Source organism: Streptomyces sp. NBC_00846 (assembly GCF_045207325.1).
Taxonomy (GTDB): Bacteria; Actinomycetota; Actinomycetes; order Streptomycetales; family Streptomycetaceae; genus Streptomyces.
The window spans coordinates 882,262-898,620 of sequence record NZ_CP108846.1; the positions used below are offsets into that span (position 1 = coordinate 882,262).

Annotated in this window: 13 protein-coding genes; 2 read left to right on the plus strand and 11 right to left on the minus strand. The window is 71.4% G+C overall.

What is annotated here, in order from left to right:
* Window positions 1-18: 18 nt before the first annotated feature.
* Together OG936_RS04070 and OG936_RS04075 are read right to left on the minus strand one after the other, a co-directional pair.
* On the minus strand, window positions 19-1,476 hold the full coding sequence (locus OG936_RS04070) for an aldehyde dehydrogenase family protein (RefSeq protein WP_266745075.1): 1,458 nt from the start codon (window positions 1,474-1,476) through the stop codon (window positions 19-21).
* Between the two features lie 197 nt (window positions 1,477-1,673).
* Window positions 1,674-3,140 (minus strand): GuaB1 family IMP dehydrogenase-related protein, encoded by a 1,467-nt coding sequence (locus tag OG936_RS04075; protein ID WP_406492615.1) that lies wholly within the window; start codon window positions 3,138-3,140, stop codon window positions 1,674-1,676.
* Window positions 3,141-3,448: 308 nt separating this feature from the next.
* On the opposite strand from OG936_RS04075, the gene OG936_RS04080 reads away from it, so the two are divergent.
* Window positions 3,449-4,471, plus strand: a complete 1,023-nt coding sequence (locus OG936_RS04080; protein WP_406492617.1) for a terpene cyclase — start codon at window positions 3,449-3,451, stop codon at window positions 4,469-4,471.
* 203 nt (window positions 4,472-4,674) lie between these two features.
* Here OG936_RS04080 and OG936_RS04085 read toward each other — a convergent pair whose 3' ends face one another.
* The 4 genes from OG936_RS04085 to fmt all read right to left on the minus strand — a co-directional run bounded on the left by OG936_RS04085 (window position 4,675) and on the right by fmt (window position 9,344).
* Window positions 4,675-5,691, minus strand: coding sequence for a sugar-binding transcriptional regulator (locus OG936_RS04085; protein ID WP_266752094.1), 1,017 nt, complete (start codon window positions 5,689-5,691; stop codon window positions 4,675-4,677).
* 164 nt (window positions 5,692-5,855) lie between these two features.
* Window positions 5,856-6,539 (minus strand): ribulose-phosphate 3-epimerase, encoded by a 684-nt coding sequence (gene rpe, locus OG936_RS04090; RefSeq protein ID WP_406492618.1) that lies wholly within the window; start codon window positions 6,537-6,539, stop codon window positions 5,856-5,858.
* Window positions 6,540-6,672: 133 nt separating this feature from the next.
* On the minus strand, window positions 6,673-8,106 hold the full coding sequence (locus OG936_RS04095; RefSeq protein WP_406492620.1) for an RsmB/NOP family class I SAM-dependent RNA methyltransferase: 1,434 nt from the start codon (window positions 8,104-8,106) through the stop codon (window positions 6,673-6,675).
* A gap of 305 nt (window positions 8,107-8,411) precedes the next feature.
* Complete coding sequence (fmt, locus tag OG936_RS04100) at window positions 8,412-9,344, minus strand: methionyl-tRNA formyltransferase (protein WP_406492622.1); 933 nt, start codon at window positions 9,342-9,344, stop codon at window positions 8,412-8,414.
* 229 nt (window positions 9,345-9,573) lie between these two features.
* Between fmt and OG936_RS04105 the strand changes: the two genes are divergently transcribed.
* Window positions 9,574-10,125: a hypothetical protein gene (locus OG936_RS04105; RefSeq protein ID WP_406492624.1), complete on the plus strand. Its 552-nt coding sequence runs from the start codon at window positions 9,574-9,576 to the stop codon at window positions 10,123-10,125.
* 76 nt (window positions 10,126-10,201) lie between these two features.
* On the opposite strand, the gene OG936_RS04110 is transcribed toward OG936_RS04105, so the two are convergent.
* The 5 genes from OG936_RS04110 to gmk all read right to left on the minus strand — a co-directional run bounded on the left by OG936_RS04110 (window position 10,202) and on the right by gmk (window position 16,352).
* Window positions 10,202-12,346, minus strand: a complete 2,145-nt coding sequence (locus tag OG936_RS04110) for a primosomal protein N' (protein ID WP_406492626.1) — start codon at window positions 12,344-12,346, stop codon at window positions 10,202-10,204.
* Window positions 12,347-12,521: 175 nt separating this feature from the next.
* Entirely contained in the window at window positions 12,522-13,730 is a 1,209-nt protein-coding gene (gene metK / locus OG936_RS04115; RefSeq protein WP_383753389.1) for a methionine adenosyltransferase, read from the minus strand.
* 243 nt (window positions 13,731-13,973) lie between these two features.
* Window positions 13,974-15,176, minus strand: coding sequence for a bifunctional phosphopantothenoylcysteine decarboxylase/phosphopantothenate--cysteine ligase CoaBC (gene coaBC, locus OG936_RS04120; protein ID WP_406492627.1), 1,203 nt, complete (start codon window positions 15,174-15,176; stop codon window positions 13,974-13,976).
* 172 nt (window positions 15,177-15,348) lie between these two features.
* Window positions 15,349-15,621 (minus strand): DNA-directed RNA polymerase subunit omega, encoded by a 273-nt coding sequence (rpoZ, locus tag OG936_RS04125; RefSeq protein ID WP_003970369.1) that lies wholly within the window; start codon window positions 15,619-15,621, stop codon window positions 15,349-15,351.
* 119 nt (window positions 15,622-15,740) lie between these two features.
* Entirely contained in the window at window positions 15,741-16,352 is a 612-nt protein-coding gene (gene gmk / locus OG936_RS04130; RefSeq protein ID WP_266745084.1) for a guanylate kinase, read from the minus strand.
* Window positions 16,353-16,359 lie beyond the last annotated feature (7 nt).

Below are 16,359 nucleotides of genomic sequence, written 5' to 3' on the forward strand. Positions count from 1 at the left end.
ACCTCATCCGGTGACCGGTCAGAACGGGAACCGCGAGCGGCCGTACTGCACCGAGATCCACTTCTGCGTAGTGAAGGCGTCGACCATCGAATCGCCGTTCAGCCGGCCGAGGCCGGAGCTCTTCTCGCCGCCGAACGGGACGATCGGCTCGTCGTGGACCGTGCCGTCGTTGATGTGGATCATGCCGGTGTGGACGCGCTGCCCGATCCGTACCCCGCGCTCGATGTCGCCGGTGTGCACGGCGCCGCTCAGGCCGTACGGGGTGTCGTTGGCGATCCGTACCGCCTCGTCGTCACCGTCGAACGGCACGAGGAGTGCGACCGGCCCGAAGATCTCCTGGGAGAGGACGGGGGAATCGGCGGCCAGCCCGGTCAGCACGGACGGGCTCACCAGGTTGCCGTCGGCCCGGCCGTGCAGCAGGGCGGTCGCACCGGCTTCGACGGTCTGGTCGACGAGCGAGGAAATGGCCTCGGCCTGCGAGGAGTTGATCAGCGGGCCGATCACGGTCTCCGGGTCGGCCGGGTCACCGACCGGCAGCGAAGCGACCTTGGCGACGAACTTCTCGGTGAACTCCTTCTCCACCGCCCGGTCGACCAGGATCCGGTTCGCGGCCATGCAGACCTGACCCTGGTGCACGTACCGGCTGAAGACGGCCGCGTCCACGGCGTAGTCCAGATCGGCGTCGTCGAGGACGATGAGCGCGCTGTTGCCGCCGAGTTCGAGCACGGCGCGCTTGAGGTTCGCCGCGCACACCGTGGCGACGTGCCGTCCCACCTTGTCCGAGCCGGTGAAGGAGATGACCTGCGGAATGGGGTGCTCCAGCAGCGCGTCACCGATCTCGGCGATGTCGGTGACCACGACGTTCAGGAGACCGGCCGGCAGCCCCGCCTCCTCGAACACCTTCGCCACCAGCGTGCCGCCGCAGACCGGGGTGTTCTGGTGCGGCTTGAGCACCACCGCGTTGCCGAGCGCCAGGGCGGGGGCGACGGACTTCAGCGACAGCAGGAACGGGAAGTTGAACGGGCTGATGACGCCCACGACGCCGACGGGCACCCGGTAGACGCGGTTCTCCTTGCCCTCGGTCGGCGAGGGCAGGATCTGTCCGACGGGCCGCAGCGCGAGCTGGATCGACTCCCGCAGGAACTCCTTGGCGAGATGCAGTTCGAAGGCCGCCTTCAGCCGGGTGCCGCCCAGTTCCGCGACGATCGCGTCACTGATCTCGGGCTCACGTTCCTCGACGACGCGCAGCGCCCGCTCCAGCACCAGCCGCCGGGCGTACGGGTTGGTGTCGCCCCATGCCCGCTGCGCGGCCTCGCCGGACCGGTACGCCTGGTCCACCTCGTCGGCCGTGGCGACCGTGATCGAGGCGAGCTTCTCCCCGTTGTACGGATTGAAGTCGATGATGTCCCAGGACCCCTTGCCCGGCCTCCACTCGCCGTCGATGTACTGATGGGCCAGATCGGTGAAGAAGGACATGAGATCCCTTACCACAGAGGAACAGGCGGCTGATTGGTCTTCATGTTACTTACATTCCAACGAGATTGAGTTGGATCAGGGCGGGATCCGGGGGCCGGAACAGGACATCCGTGCAACCCGCGAGGACACCCGGAGACGCCGTTGCCCCCCACGGCTTGAACGGCCGTGAGGGGCAACGGTGTTGCTGGATTACGGGATCAACTCCAGCTGGCGTGCAGCGGCTTGCCCTCGGCGTAACCGGCGGCGCTCTGCACCCCGACGACCGCCTTCTCGGCGAACTCCTCCAGGGAGGCCGCACCGGCGTAGGTGCAGGAGGAGCGGACGCCCGCGATGATCGAGTCGATCAGGTCCTCGACGCCGGGCCGGGCCGGGTCGAGGAACATCCGAGAGGTGGAGATGCCCTCCTCGAAGAGCGCCTTGCGGGCCCGGTCGTACGCCGACTCGTCCGACGTACGGTTCTTCACGGCGCGGGCGGACGCCATACCGAAGGACTCCTTGTAGAAGCGGCCGTCGGCGGACTGCTGGAGGTCGCCGGGCGACTCGTACGTACCGGCGAACCAGGAGCCGATCATCACGTTGGACGCACCCGCGGCGAGCGCCATCGCGACATCGCGCGGGTGGCGGACACCACCGTCGGCCCAGACGTGCTTGCCGTACTTCTTCGCCTCGGCGGCGCACTCCAGGACGGCGGAGAACTGCGGCCGTCCCACGCCCGTCATCATCCGGGTGGTGCACATGGCGCCCGGTCCGACACCGACCTTGATGATGTCCGCGCCGGCCTCGACGAGGTCGCGCACTCCCTCGGCGGCGACGATGTTGCCCGCGACGACGGGCACCTGCGGGTCGAGCCCGCGAACGGCCCGGACCGCGTTGATCATGGACTCCTGGTGGCCGTGGGCGGTGTCCACGACGAGTGCGTCGATGCCCGCGTCGAGGAGCTGCTTGGCCTTGCCCGCGACATCGCCGTTGATCCCGGCGGCGGCGGCGATCCGCAGCTTGCCGCCGGCGTCGGTGGCCGGGGTGTACAGGGTGGCCCGCAGCGCGGCCTTCCGGGTGAGGATGCCGACGAGCCGGCCGTCCGCGTCGACCGCGGGGGCGAGCTTGCGGTGGGCTCCGTCGAGCTTGTTGAACGCGTCGCGCGGGTCGATGTCCGCGTCGAGCACCACCAGGTCCCTGGACATGATCTCGGAGAGCTGGGTGAAGCGGTCGACACCGGTCAGGTCGTGATCGGTGACGACACCGACGGGCCGGTGCTCCGCGTCGACGACGACGCCGGCGCCGTGCGCGCGCTTGGGCAGCAGGGACAGGGCGTCGGCGACCGTCTGGCCGGGGGCCAGCACGATCGGCGTGTCGAGCACCAGATGGCGCGTTTTCACCCAGGAGACGACGTCGGCGACAACCTCGATCGGGATGTCCTGCGGGATGACGACGAGCCCGCCGCGGCGGGCGACCGTTTCGGCCATCCGGCGGCCCGCGATGGCCGTCATGTTCGCCACGACGAGGGGGATGGTGGTGCCGGTGCCGTCGGGTGAGGAGAGATCGACACCCTGGCGGGATCCGACCGCCGAACGGCCCGGGACCATGAAGACATCGTCGTACGTGAGGTCGTACGGGACCGAGGGGGAGTCTGTGTAGCGACCGGTGCCGGGCTCAAGAAAACGCATAACACTCATTTTTTCACACGAAACGGAGCAGGTCGCTTCCACGAAGACACAGCAAACACCCCCCGCGTTCGTACCTTCCCCCAAAGGAACCGGGCGGGAGTCCCGGGCAAGTGGAACCTGCCTTACCGGCGGACCCTACCCGAGCCACGTCCGAATCATTCGTGATCACCTTCCCTGGACCTGGTGACAAGGGGTCGGGTAGCTTCGCGACCCGCAGGTCCCGCGGGTCGCCACGTCGCCCCGGAGGAACATGCGGAAGGGTCACAACTTCCGTCACCCATACGACCGGAGAGGATCACGACCCACCCGTGGAGAGCCAACTGCCGGACATTTACTGCCCGTTCCCCCAGCAGACGAATCCGCACGTCTCGGACACCAGACTCCATCTCGACGCCTGGATCCGCAACACCGGTCTGGTGCAACGGGATTCAGCCAGGGAACGCTTCGAGCAGGCGGACTTCGGAGCGTTCGTCGGCATGGTGTACCCGACCGCCGACGGCAAGAATCTCGAACTCGTCGCCGACTGGTTCGTGTGGCTGTTTCTCGTCGACGACCAACTCGACGACGGCCGGCTCGGCCGCAGCCCGGAGCGGGTGCGGGACGTGGTGGCGGTGATGCGCTCCGTGATCGAGGGCAACGGCACGGGCGGCGTACCGGACGAGGAGCTCCCCGCCGCCGTGGTCGCCCTGGTCGATCTGTGGGAACGGACGACGCCGACCGCGGCCCCACAGTGGCGTGCCCGGTTCGGCCGGCACGTGATCACGTATCTCACGACGGCCACCACCTGGGAGGCCGGGAACCGTGAGGCGGGTGCGGTGCCGCCCGAGGAGACGTACATCGCCAAGCGCCGCCACACCGGTGCGATACATGTCTGCATGGACCTGATAGAGATCGTGGCCGGGATCGAGGCACCCGAGTCGATCCACAACGACTCCCGGTTCATCACCGCACTGGAAGCCTCGTGCAACGTCGTGTGCTGGGCCAACGACGTGTACTCCTACGAGAAGGAGCAGGTGCTCGGCGAGATCCACAATCTCGTCCACCTGGTCCGCCATCACCGCGGTTACGGCAAGCAGCAGGCGCTGGAACACGTCTGCGCGGAGATCGCCACGGAGACGGAGCGGTTCCTCACCGCCGAGGCCGAGCTGCTGGCCGCGTACCCGCAGTGGTCCTGGATGCTCACGCCGTACCTGGACGGGATGCGGAGCTGGATGCGCGGCAACCTGGACTGGTCCCGGCAGACCCCCCGCTACAACCCGGCCGACGTGAGCCAGTACGAGGAGCCGGAGCAGTATCTGGAGGCCACGGTCCTGGGCGTGGCCCAGGACTGAAACCGCCGGGCCGGACAACGCCCCGGCAGCATACCCCGCTGTCCGGGCGGTTCACTCGCCGTCATCCGCACGGCTCGGCCGTGTCCGGGGACCTGCGCCCCCGTCCGGCGTCCGGCGTCCGGCGTCCGGCGTCCGGCGTCCGGGGACGAAACAGCCACCGGGCGGCCCCGTACCAGTCACCGCCGTCAGCCGCCCGCACCCGTTCAGACCCCGTCCGGATCCGCCCGCTCCAGCGCCGGCCGCCGCGGCGCCGCCGACTCGGTCAGCAGGTAGTCCGCCGCCGCCGTGTCCGTCACCAGGCTGGTGACCAGACCGGACCGCAGCACGGCCCCGATCGCCGCGGCCTTGCGCTGGCCGCCCGCGATCGCCACCACTTCGGGGATCCGGCGCAGCCGGTCCGCCTCGACCGTGATGCACCGCTCCCCCAGGTCCCGGCCGACCCGCCGTCCCTCCGTGTCGAAGAGGTGCGCGGACATCTCGGCGGCGACGCCGAGCGACGCGTAGTGCGCACGCTCCTCGTCCGACAGCATGTCGTGGACGGTGGAGATGCCCGGCTCCCAGGAGCCGATGGACACCGCGGCGACCGTCACCTTGTCGAAGTACTCGAAGGCGCGGGCAATACCGGTCTGGTGGCGCAGCGCGGCGGCCGTGGCCGGATCGGGCAGCAGCATCGGGGCGTAGATGGGGTGGGCCTCACCGCCGGCCACCTGGGCGGCCCGGCGGACCGCCTCGACCGAGCCGCGCTCGGCCGTCCCCGCGTCGTACACCCCGGTGAGCTGCACGACCGTGCACGGCGGCAGCCGGTCGAGGGCCGCTGCCATGTGGATCGTGGAGCGGCCCCAGGCCAGGCCGAGCACATCGCCCTCGTTCACCAGTTCGCCGAGGAGATCGGCCGCGACCTCCCCCAGGTTCTCCGGGTCGGGAGCGTCGTCCTGCTCCTCCGCGGGGGATTCGACGACGACCGCGTGACGCAGCCCGTAGCGGGCCCGGAGCGCGTCTGAGCGCTCGGCGTCGAGCTCGGCGGGGACCCGGATCTCGATCCTCACCAGGTCGCGTTCCAGTGCAGTCTCCAGGACCCGGGCCACCTTGAAGCGGCTGACGCCGAACTCCTCGGCGATCTGGATCTTCGACTTTCCTTCGAGGTAGAAGCGGCGGGCCATGGCCGCCGCCTGCACCAGCTCCGCGGGCCCCATCCGCAGGGCGGACCGGCCCGCCGACATTGCAGACACCGCGCTCTCCTCACTGCTGTTCACACTCTCGATACGCCGCTCATCCTGTCAGATCCGGCGATCCTTGATCGGTCCCGTCGGACCACGTTTATCTGCCCTTGGCCGGGCCGACCCGCAATCGGGGGCCGGCGCGGCTGCCGGCTCCACTCCCGGCTTCAGTGGCCGCATGCCCAGGCCGCCGACGCGGTGGCCGCGTCGGCCCGGGCCCGCAGTGCGCGCACCGCTTCGGCCGGGTCCTCGGCCCCGTACACCGCCGAACCCGCGACGAACACGTCCGCGCCGGCCTCGGCGCACCGCTCGATGGTGGACGCGGAGACGCCGCCGTCGACCTGGAGCCAGAGTTCGAGTCCGTGCTTGGAGATCAGCTCACGGGTGCGGCGGATCTTCGGCAGCATGATGTCCAGGAACGCCTGGCCGCCGAAGCCCGGCTCCACCGTCATGATCAGCAGCATGTCGAGCTCGGGGAGCAGGTCCTCGTACGGCTCGATGGGCGTCGCGGGCCTGAGCGCCATGGAGGCGCGGGCGCCCTTGGCCCGGATCTCCCGCGCCAGTCGTACGGGGGCCGCCGCCGCCTCGACGTGGAAGGTGACGGAACCGGCGCCCGCCTCGACGTACTGCGGCGCCCAGCGGTCCGCGTCCTCGATCATCAGATGGCAGTCGAGCGGGGTGTCCGTGGCCCGGCTGAGCGATTCCACGATCGGCACGCCGAGGGTCAGATTGGGCACGAAGTGGTTGTCCATCACGTCGACGTGGAGCCAGTCGGCACCTTCGACCGCCTTCGCCTCCTCGGCGAGACGGGCGAAATCGGCGGACAGAATGCTGGGGTTGATCTGGGCCATGTGCCAAGCCTGCCATGCTCGGCGCCACTTCCCCGCCCCGGTGCGGGCCAAAGCCTCACGGGATCATTACAGTTCGCCCGGTCCGGACCGCCCACTCCGCGCGATCCGGGCTTTTCCGCCCTCGTCGGACCCGTCAGGCGGTGCGCCGCAGCAGTGCCAGGTACATCGCGTCCGTGCCGTGCAGATGCGGCCACAGCTGGACATCGGGGCCGTCGCCGAGCGCGGGCACGCCGGGCATCAGCGGGCGGGCGTCGACCCACTCCGCGTCGACCGGCTCTCCGCCCCGGCCCTTGAGCACGTCCTCGACGACGACCCGGGTCTCCGCGAGATGCGGCGAGCAGGTCGCGTAACCGACGACGCCGCCGACCCGTACCGCCTTCAACGCTTCGCGCAGCAGCCCGCGCTGCAGCGGTGCGAAGCTCTCCAGGTCCTCGGGGCGGCGCCGCCAGCGGGCCTCCGGGCGGCGGCGCAGCGCGCCGAGACCCGAGCACGGCACGTCCATCAGGATCCGGTCGAAGGTGCCGGGCCGCCACGGCGGGCGGGTGCCGTCAGCGGTGATCACCTGGTACGGGCCGGGGTTGCCGGCCAGCGCGCGTTCGACGAGGCGGGCCCGGTGCGGCTGCTTCTCGGCGGCGAGCAGGGTGGCGCCGCGTCCGGCGGCGAGGGCGGCGAGCAGGGCGGCCTTTCCGCCGGGCCCGGCACAGCCGTCGAGCCAGCGGGTGTCGTTGCCCTCCACCGGCGCGTTGGCGAGGGCGGCGGCCACCAGCTGGCTGCCCTCGTCCTGGACTCCGGCGCGGCCCTCCTGCACGGCCGCGAGGGCACCGGGCTCGCCGCCCTCGCCCATCCGTACGGCATGGGACGACCAGCGGCCGGGCAGGCCGTTCCCCTCACCGAGGGCGGTGAGCAGCTCCTCGGTGGTGGAGCGGCCGGGGCGGGCGACGAGCGTGACCTCGGGCCGTTCGTTGTCCGCTTCGAGGAGGTCCTCGATCCCGGCGCGGCCGCCGCCCAGCGCGTCCCAGAGGGCGGACACGATCCACCGCGGATGCGAGTGCACGACCGCGAGGTGGTCCTCGGCGTCCTCGTCGTACGGCGGGGCGACGCGCGCCACCCAGCCGTCGAGATCGTCCGCGGCGACCTTCCGCAGGACGGCGTTGACGAACTTGGCACGCCCCTCGCCGAGCACCACCCGGGCCAGCTCCACGCTGGCGGAGACGGCCGCGTGAGTGGGGATGCGGGTGCCGAGCAGCTGGTGCACGCCCAGGTCGAGCACGTCGAGGACCGGCGGATCGACCTCGCGCAGCGGCCGGTCGATGCAGGCGGCGACGATCGCGTCGTACGTTCCCTGGCGGCGCAGCGTCCCGTAGACCAGCTCGGTCGCCAGGGCCGCGTCCCGGCTGTCGAAGTCGCCCTTGGCCCGGGCCTTCTTCAGCAGCGGGGGAAGGACGAGGTTGGCGTACGCATCGCGCTCGTCGACGGCCCTGAGCGCCTCGAATGCGAGGAACCGGACGGGGTCCTTCTTGGGCCGGCGATGCGGCTTGGCGGGACGGCGACGCTGCTGGTCGTTCACGTGAAAGGTGCTCCGCTGATGATGAGAGGACGAACCCTGCCAGCCTACGTCGCCGCCCCGGTCCGGATCTCCCTGGTGCCGCGACCGGCAATGTTCACCCGGAAGGAGCGTCGTCCAGTGCGTGCGATCGCAAGGCGGCCGGAAGTCCTTGAACGGGGCCTCCCCTGCTCGAACGAAGTTGAGAGCTTGGGGAAGGAGCTACCAGGGCTTTCGGCCAACGCAGAAGGGGGTCCCCCCTGGCCCTCAAGGCCTTGGGGGAGTGCGTGCTGGGCGGCGCGACGGGGCGAAGCCTGCCGGGAGGGGCACTAGCTGCCCAGCAGCTCGCCGTGGACGATGCGCACCCCGCGGGCCCAGTCCGCGGCCCGCATCGGCTTCTTGCCCTGCGGCTGGACCCAGAGCAGTTCGACTGCGTGTGATCCGGTGCCCACGTACACGTTGTTCTTGGCCGCCGACAGTTCGCCGGGGGCCAGGTCGGCCCGGTCCAGTACCGGCACCGCCTGGACCAGCTTCAGCCGTTCCCCGCGAAACAGCGTCCACGCCCCCGGAGCGGGTGTGCAGCCGCGCACCACCCGGTCGACCCGCAGGGCAGGGGCGGACCACTGCACCTGGGCGTCCTCGACGGTGATCTTCGGTGCGAGGGTGACGCCGTCGGCGGGCTGCGGCACGGCGTGCAGCGTGCCGTCCCCGATGCCGTCCATGGTCGCGACGAGCAGCCCCGCACCGGCGAACGCCAGCCGGGTGAGCAGGTCGCCGCTGGTGTCGGTGGGCCGCACTTCTTCGGTGAGGACGCCGTACACCGGGCCGGAGTCAAGCCCCTCCTCGATCAGGAAGGTCGACGCACCGGTCACCTCGTCCCCGGCCATGATCGCGTGCTGTACGGGGGCCGCGCCGCGCCAGGCGGGCAGCAGCGAGAAGTGGAGGTTGACCCAGCCGCGGGCCGGTACGTCGAGCGCGGTCCTGGGCAGCAGCGCGCCGTAGGCGACGACGGGACAGCAGTCCGGGCCGATCTCCCGCAGCCGCGCCAGGAAGTCCTCGTCGCGCGGGCGGGCCGGCTTGAGCACCTCGATCCCGGCCTCCTCGGCCCGCTCGGCGACGGGGCTGGCGACCAGCCGGCGGCCTCGCCCGGCGGGGGCGTCGGGCCGGGTGACGACGGCGGCCACCTCGTGCCGGCCGGAGGCGATCAGGGCGTCCAGGGCGGGTACGGCTACCTCGGGGGTGCCTGCGAAGACGAGCTTCATGGGTGGCTGACTGCCTCTCAGGCCGAAACGTACGGTGACGAGCAACGCACAAGTCTATGGGCCGGACGCCCGGGGGGCGTACGCATCACTGTGCGCCCCTTCGATATGCGCATGCGCCCCTCCAGCGTGACCAGATCCACAGGTGATGCGTTGGTCAAGAGAGATTGACCGAAGCGAGCCGCCACGGTGCGGCCCGATCCCTTTCAACGCCGGTTCGAGAGGCTTCTTCATGGCCGACCACGCAACCCATGACGCCCAAGCGAGGGCCAGCCTGCATCTGTTGGTGCGGGACATCGAGCGGGTCCGGCGGCAGGTGGACGCGCTGCGCACGCTCACCGCCCAACTGGGCAACGTCTACCGTCCGCGCCGCTCCGGCCCGTCCACGGGCTTCGTCGTCTACGGCCGGGCCCCGGCCCCCACCGTCAGGCTGGCCCAGGAGCTGCGCGACAGCGTCGAGACCCTGGTCACCGCGGCAGTGGACTTCGACCGCTCGCTGGGCTTCTCCTGGGACGCGGTGGGCTCCGCGCTCGGGGTCACCAAGCAGGCGGTGCACCGCCGCTACGGCGCTCGCCGCAACGCCCGCCAGCCGGGAGCGGCGGCCGAGGCCACGGCGGAGACCGCGGTGACGCACCCCCTGCCCATGGCACCCGGCTCGACGGGTACGCCGCCGCTGCCCGCCGTGCCCGCCGCACGCTCCATGCCACCGCAGCCGTCGGCGGACCGCCCGGCACTGCGCGAGGATCTGCGCCCGGGCGCGTTCCCCGGCCCACGCAACGGCTGACCGCGCCACCCCGCTTCCTGCCCCGCCGCGCCCGACGCCCGGCGGGGCAGCCGCGTCCGCGGCCCCGGTCCCGTCGTCACCCGATGTCCGGCGGATCCACCCGGATCCGGACCTGCTCACCGCTCCCCCTGGCCATCCGTGCCGCCTGCGCCGCCTTCAACGCCGCCGCCAGCGCCGCCCCGCTCCCCGGAGGCACCCTGAGCAGGGCCCGCTCCCACGACTCGCCCGGCGGCGCGTCCCCGGGCCTGCGGGGTCTGCCGGTTTCGGCGCCAGGCACCGGCACCGGGCCGAGCACCTCGGCGTCCGGCGGCAGTTCGACGGCCGTGAGGAACGCGGCGAGCGCCTCCGGCGAACCGGTCACCGAGGCCATCCGGGAGACCGGCGGAAAGCCGAGCTCGGCCCGCTCCGCCAGCTCGCGGCGGGCGTGCCCGACCGGGTCCCAGCGCACCAGGGCCTGCACCGGTCGCAGGGTCGGCTCGGCGACGATCACCACCGTGCCGCCCTCCGGCTGCCCGCGCACCAGCGACGCCGCGGCCGTCCAGCGACGCAGCGCCTCCTCGCCGGCCCGCAGGTCGGGACGGCCGACCATCGCCCACCCGTCCAGCAGCAGCGCGGCCGCGTAGCCGCCCTCGGCGACGGGTTCGGCGCCCGGGGTGCTGACGACCAGGGCGGGCACATCCGGCACCGAGTCCAGGATGTGGTCGCGGCCCGACGTCCGGACGGGCACGGCCGGGAACGCCCGGCCGAGCTCCTCGGCGGTGCGACGGGCACCGACGATCCGGGCCCGCAGCCGGCTCCCGCCGCACGCGACGCAGTGCCAGGCGGTCTCGGCCCGTCCGCACCAGGCGCAGTCGAGATCCCGTTGATCCGGTGCCTGGAGCGGTCCGGCGCAGTGCCGGCAACGAGCGGGTTCACGGCAGCGCTCGCAGGCGAGGCGGGGCGCGTATCCGCGGCGCGGCACCTGGACCAGGACGGGGCCTTCGCGCAGCCCGTCCCGTACCGTCTGCCAGGCCAGGCTGGGCAGCCGGGCCGCCCGCGCGGCGCCGTCCCGCGCCAGCTCCCCGTCGCCGACCGTACGCACCAGGGGCGCCGCGATCCGCAGCTGTTCCCGGTCCGCGCGCAGCGGAAGCGCCCAGCCGCTCTCCACCAACTGGGCGGCCTCCACGGTGCAGTTCGTGCCGCCGAGCAGGAACGCGCACCGGCCGTACGCGGCCCGTAGTTCGAGCACCTCCCGGACGTGCGGGAAGGGGGCGTTGTCGTCGCTGTGGCTGGAGTCCCCGTCGTCCCAGACGGCGACCAGGCCGAGATCGGCGACGGGGGCGAACATCGCGGCCCTCGTCCCGACGACGGCCCGCACGGAACCGCGCCGCACGGCGAGCCACTCCCGGTACCGCTTCTCCGGTCCGGAGTCGGCGGTCAGCAGGGCGTGGCGTCCCCGGCCGAGCAACTCGGTGAGCGCGGCATCCACCCGGCCGGCGGCCCGGCCGTCGGGCACCACGACGAGTGCGCCGCGCCCGGAGGCGAGGGTCGCGGCCATGGCCCTGGCGATCTCCTCGGGCCAGTGCGGGCCGGGCAGCGCGGTCCAGACGGCCCGGGGCGCACCGCCCTCGGCCAGTGCCCGCAGGAACGCGGGCCCCTGTGCGTATCGCTCCCAGCTCCCCGCCGTCGGGGCGGGCGGCGGGGGCAGCGGCTCGGGCGAGGGCTTGGCCTCGGCCCGTCCGTTCCTGGGCGGCACGGCGAGCTGCAGCACATCAGCGAGGCTGCCCGCGTAGCGGTCGGCGACGGCCCGCGAGAGGGCGAGCAGCTCCGGACCCAGCACTGGTTCGGGGGATACGACGTAGGCGAGCGCGGCGAGGGCACCGGGGTAGTCCGATTCGGTGAGCCGCTCCACGAGGAACCCGTCGATCAGTCCGCCGCCTTCGCGCCGGCCGCCGCGGACATTGCGCGCCCCGGCCCCGAATCGCACCCGCACGCGCACCCCGGGCTGCGCGTCGGCGTCGAGCTCCTCGGGGACGGCGTAGTCGAAGTACTGGTCGAGATGGAGCACGCCCTTGTTGACCAGCACCCGGGCGACGGGCCGCTCCTTGGCGAGCGCGGCGCCGCGCCAGGTCCGCGGCTTGGCCCGCGGCACCTTCGCCTTCCGTACCGTCTCCCGAATCAGCGCAAGCTGCTCCGGGGCCCCGGTCCCGGGGTCCTCGGATCGCTCGTTGTCGCTGCTCACAGCCAAATTCCTACCAGAAACCACTGACAGCGGCCCCGGCGCGAGCGCACCGGCGGCCCGCACGCGCCGGGGCCCGGACACCGCGTGCGGTGTCCGGGCCCCGGCGTACAGACGGAGAGCGGCAGGCTGACGACCTCACCCGCGACAGAGAGCGGGCTCCGTTCGCCCCAGGTCGTTACAGCCCGGCCGCCGTACGCAGCGCGTCCACGCGGTCCGTGCGCTCCCAGGTGAAGTCGGGAAGCTCACGGCCGAAGTGGCCGTACGCCGCGGTCTGGGCGTAGATCGGGCGCAGCAGGTCGAGGTCGCGGATGATCGCGGCCGGGCGGAGGTCGAAGACCTCCCCGATGGCATGCTCGATCTTCTCGGTCTCGACCGCGGCGGTGCCGAACGTCTCGACGAACAGACCGACGGGCTCGGCCTTGCCGATCGCGTAGGCGACCTGTACCTCGCAACGGGCGGCGAGGCCCGCGGCGACGACGTTCTTGGCGACCCAGCGCATGGCGTACGCGGCGGAGCGGTCGACCTTCGACGGGTCCTTGCCCGAGAAGGCGCCACCGCCGTGCCGGGCCATGCCGCCGTAGGTGTCGATGATGATCTTGCGGCCGGTCAGACCGGCGTCGCCCATCGGGCCGCCGATCTCGAAGCGACCGGTCGGGTTGACCAGCAGCCGGTAGCCGTCGGTGTCCAGCTTGATGCCGTCCTCGATCAGCTGCCCGAGCACGTGCTCGACGACGAACTCGCGGATGTCCGGCGCGAGCAGCGAGTCGAGGTCGATGTCGCTGGCGTGCTGCGAGGAGACGACGACCGTGTCGAGACGGACGGCCTTGTCGCCGTCGTACTCGATGGTGACCTGCGTCTTGCCGTCCGGACGCAGGTACGGGATGGTCCCGTTCTTGCGGACCTCGGAGAGCCGTCGCGAGAGCCGGTGCGCGAGGTGGATCGGGAGCGGCATGAGCTCGGGCGTCTCGTCGCAGGCATAGCCGAACATCAGGCCCTGGTCGCCGGCACCCTGCTTGTCGAGCTCGTCCTCATCGCCCTCGACCCGCTGCTCGTACGCGGTGTCGACACCCTGCGCGATGTCGGGCGACTGCGCGCCGATGGACACCGAGACACCGCAGGAAGCGCCGTCGAAGCCCTTCTTGGAGGAGTCGTAGCCGATTTCGAGAACCTTGTTGCGAACGAGGGTCGGAATGTCGGCGTAGGCCTTGGTCGTGACCTCACCCGCAACATGCACCAGACCGGTGGTGATCAAGGTCTCGACGGCGACGCGGGACCGGGGGTCCTCATGGAGCAGTGCGTCGAGAATGGTGTCGCTGATCTGGTCAGCGATCTTGTCGGGGTGGCCCTCGGTGACTGACTCCGAGGTGAAGAGACGGCGGGACACATCGCTCCCTGGGGTTGCAGCGGCTGCTGGCTGATCATTTGGCGGACGGCCGGGAGCTGCGCCCGACGCGGTCCGCAGGCCAGTTTATCGGTCACTTCCGTTCGGCGGACAACGTGTCTCGCCCTTTGGTAGTTCTGTGACCTGTGGCACGTCCCGTGACGGTGGGGAAATCAGCTGCCGAGAAAGCTGTTTACGCCCATATTTCAAGGGTTTCGGCCTGCGCGAAGACGGGAGAATGGAAATTCATCCGAGCCGCGACGACACGAGATCCCAGACCGTGTCGGCCAGCGCCTCCTTGGGGCCGTGGGGCACCGGGGTCTCACCGCCGTCGGCTGCGAGGACCACCGCTTCGTTCTCCTCGGAGCCGAATGTCCGGTGTTCCCCCACCTCATTGACGACGAGCAGATCGCAGCCCTTGCGGCGGAGTTTCTCACGGCCGTTGGCGAGGACGTCGTCGGTCTCGGCGGCGAAACCGACGACGATCTGGTCCGGGCGGGCGCGTTCACCGGCGACCTCGGCGAGGATGTCCGGATTGCGGACCAGTTTGACGGCCGCGGGCTCCTGGCCGTCCTTCTTCTTGATCTTTCCCGTCGCGTACTCCGCGGGGCGGAAGTCGGCGACCGCCGCCGCCATCACGACCACATCGGCGTCCGCCGCAGCCTTCAGCACCGCCTCGCGCAGTTGTATGGCGGTCCCGGCGTGCAGTACGTCTGCGCCGGCCGGGTCGGGAAGGCCGGTGTTGGCCTCGACGAGGGTGACCCGGGCGCCGCGGGCGACCGCGGTACGGGCCAGGGCATAGCCCTGCTTGCCGGAGGAACGGTTGCCGAGGTAGCGCACCGGGTCGAGCGGCTCCCGCGTACCACCCGCGCTGATCACGACGTGGCGGCCGGCCAGGTCGGCTTCGACGCTTCCGCGGGCCAGCACCCGGCGGCAGACCTCGAAGATCTCCCCGGGGTCCGGGAGCCGGCCCTTGCCGGTGTCGACGCCGGTGAGCCTGCCGACGGCGGGCTCGATGACGACGGCGCCGCGGCGGCGCAGCGTGGCGACGTTCTCCTGGGTGGCGGGGTGCTCCCACATCTCGGTGTGCATGGCGGGCGCGAAGACGACCGGACAGCGGGCGGTGAGGAGCGTGTTGGTGAGGAGGTCGTCGGCGAGGCCGTGGGCGGCCTTGGCGAGCAGGTCGGCGGTGGCGGGGGCGATGACGACGAGGTCGGCGCCCTGGCCGACCCTGACGTGCGGCACCTCGTGGACGTCGTTCCAGACCTCCGTGGAGACCGGGTGGCCGGAGAGCGCCGACCAGGTGGCCGCCCCCACGAAGTGCAGCGCCGACCCGGTCGGGACGACGCGCACATCGTGACCGGACTCCGTCAGCCGGCGCAGCAGCTCGCACGCCTTGTACGCGGCGATGCCCCCGCTGACCCCAAGAACGACCTTCGGCTTGTCCACTGCGTCTCCCCGCACTCGGATACGAACACCCCCATGCTGCCTCACCGCGACCGGTCCGAGGCTGTCGCCCCGGACACGCCGCGAAGTCCCCGGACACACCATGCGGACCCCGGACACGCCACAGGCCCGGCGGCCGTGGCCGCCGGGCCTGTGGTGAAGGTGCAAACCCTGCTTACTGCGCGGGGCCCTCGATGGCCTCGGAGGTGAGCAGGCCCGCGTTGATCTCGCGGAGCGCGATCGAGAGCGGCTTCTCGTGCACGTGGGTGTCGACGAGCGGACCGACGTACTCCAGGAGACCCTCGCCGAGCTGCGAGTAGTACGCGTTGATCTGGCGCGCGCGCTTGGCGGCGTAGATCACGAGGCTGTACTTCGAGTCGGTGGCCTCGAGGAGCTCATCAATCGGCGGGTTGATGATGCCCTCGGGCGTGGTGATGGAAGAGGACACTCTCTGCCTTCCGAAGGGGGTAAAGATCAAAGAAATCTTTGACAGTGCGGAGTTCCGTAATGCGCATTGGTTCCGTGATGCGTGTGGTTCCGTGATGCGCGTGTGCCGACCGTCAGTCGTTAGTCGACACGGTGGCCGGAAGCCTCCAGCATCAAGGCTAGCAGCTCACGGGCCACGTCCTCGACGGAGGTGTTGACCAGCGTCGTATCGAACTCGGATTCGGCGGCCAGTTCGATCCTGGCAGCGGCGAGCCGGCGCTCGATCACCTCGGCGGACTCGGTCCCGCGGCCGGTGAGCCGTCGGACCAGCTCCTCCCAGCTCGGCGGGGCCAGGAAGACGAGCCGGGCGTCCGACATCGACTGCCGGACCAGCCGGGCACCCTGGAGGTCGATCTCCAGCAGCACCGGCTCGCCCGCTTCCAGGCGCTCCAGCACGGCGCGTCGGGGCGTGCCGTACCGGTTGCCCGCGAACTCGGCCCACTCCAGCAGCTCGCCATTGGCGATCAGCTTGTCGAACTCGTCGTTGTCCACGAAGAAGTAGTGGACACCGTTGCGCTCGCCGGGGCGCGGCTTGCGGGTCGTCGCCGAGACCGAGAGCCAAACCTCGGGGTGGGCCTTGCGCATATGGGCGACGACCGTGCTCTTGCCGACCCCCGAGGGGCCGGAGAGCACGGTCAGCCGCGGACGTACGTCCGGGGGTGCGGGGGACGTCCCCCGGGATGTTGCAGCCATGGAGCGA